Here is a 959-nt window from a genome sequence, read left to right as displayed (position 1 = left end):
GGCGGCCGCCGGCCTCGACGTCCATGTCGTCGAGGCCGCCGAGGAACTGGGGGGAGGGGCGCGCAACAGCGAGCCCCTCCTCGCGGGTCTCATCCAGGACCACTGCGCCGCGGTGCACCCCATGGCCGCGGGTTCGCCCTACTTTGCCGACCTCGACCTGCCGGAATCGCCGTGGAGACTTCCGGAGATCGACTGTGCCCACCCGCTCGACGACGGGGATGTCGTGTTGCTGCGTCGTTCCGTCGACGACACCGCTGTCGGCCTCGGCGACGACGGGTGGAGATGGCGTGCCATGTTCGGGCCGTCGTCACGGTCTTTCGCGGCGTTGTCGGAAGACATCCTGCGTCCGCTCGTCGGCATCCCGCGTCATCCCCTGCTCCTCGCCCGATTCGGCGCCGTGGCGGCACTTCCGCCGGTGTGGACCGCTCGCGCCTTCGCTCAGGAGCGCACCCGGGCCCTCTTCCTGGGCGTCGCCGCCCATGCGTTCCAGCGCCTCGACCTGCCCCTGGTGGGGGGGATCGGCGCGGGCATCATCACCGCCGGGCACGCCGTGGGATGGCCGGTGGTCGCCGGGGGTACGGGTTCGCTCACCTCGGCGGTGATCGACCGCCTGACGGCGCGCGGCGTGACGTTCGAGACCGGTCGCCGTGTGCGTTCGCGGCGCGATCTGCCCCCCCACGACGTGGCCATGCTGGACGTGCATCCGCACGCGGTGGCCGAGATCCTCGGCGGAAGCCTGCCGCGCCGCACCGCGGCGGCGTTCCGTCGGTTCCGCCCCGGACCGGCGGCCTTCAAGGTGGAGTTCGCCGTCGCCGGCGGCGTGCCGTGGCGGGCGGAGGAGACCGGACGCGCGGGTACCGTGCACCTGGCGGGTTCGCCCCAGGAGATCACGGCGGCCGAACGGGATGTCGTCGAGGGGCGGATGCCGGAACGCCCCTTCGTTCTCGTGGGTCAGCAGC

The 959-nt window shown here is 72.9% G+C and carries 1 protein-coding gene; it reads left to right on the top strand.

Translation table 11 applies throughout. The features are described 5' to 3' along the window. Positions 1-959 (top strand): phytoene desaturase family protein (locus D8Y23_RS16925; protein ID WP_164878299.1); only part of this gene is annotated, 959 nt, incomplete at both ends.

It is taken from the genome of Microbacterium enclense, assembly GCF_004022425.1.
Classification (GTDB): Bacteria; Actinomycetota; Actinomycetes; order Actinomycetales; family Microbacteriaceae; genus Microbacterium; species Microbacterium enclense_A.
Note: the sequence above shows the minus strand (reverse complement) of the source record. Positions and strands in the feature narration are given on the sequence as shown.